Annotated in this window: 1 protein-coding gene; it reads right to left on the bottom strand. The window is 38.7% G+C overall.

What is annotated here, in order from left to right:
• Positions 1–410: 410 nt before the first annotated feature.
• A partial coding sequence (locus ACFI6J_RS21560) for an IS66 family transposase (protein WP_462586406.1) occupies positions 411–605 on the bottom strand: 195 nt, incomplete at its 5' end.

A 605-nucleotide genomic window follows, 5' to 3' on the forward strand; every position in this document is an offset into this window, starting at 1 on the left:
GCTAGTACATATTACAGAGCTTTATAGTGCGAGTACTCGTCGCTTCCGATATCTCCGGTACCACCACCATCGGAATTGCCGTGGTCTGACGACATTACATAAACATGCCTGTCTTGTTTAGTATTCATTGACTGCATCGTTTTTAGCGCAATCCAAAGTATAAAAAAGATGACTGTCTTGTTTAGTCCCCAGATGAATTTAGTGTATTTCACGCAAGCCAAAAACAAAAAAGCCAGCATTAGCTGGAGTACATAAACATGCCTGTCCTGTTAAGTAAGTAAGTATTTTAAGTGTGGTTTATTATTGAAACAAATATGTTTGTCTTTTTTAGTCGTTTAATACACATAAAGGTGACTGTCTTATTTAGTCCCATAGTGACTAATTCCTAAATGTTTAACGACATATGTTGTTTAAAAAGGGGCAAAGCCAAACGAGCCCTTGGATTTTTGTCGCTGGCGATTGTTAGTATTCTTTGTAAAGGTGCCTGTCTTTTTTAGTACTCCGTGCTGTTTGAACATCGCTTCTTGTCGATAAAGCGGTAACCCATACTGATATTTGCTGGTGATGATTTGACTTAACAAGCTTGGCGTTGCGTAGCCTTTTGG

The organism is Alteromonas sp. G4i13 (assembly GCF_054960505.1).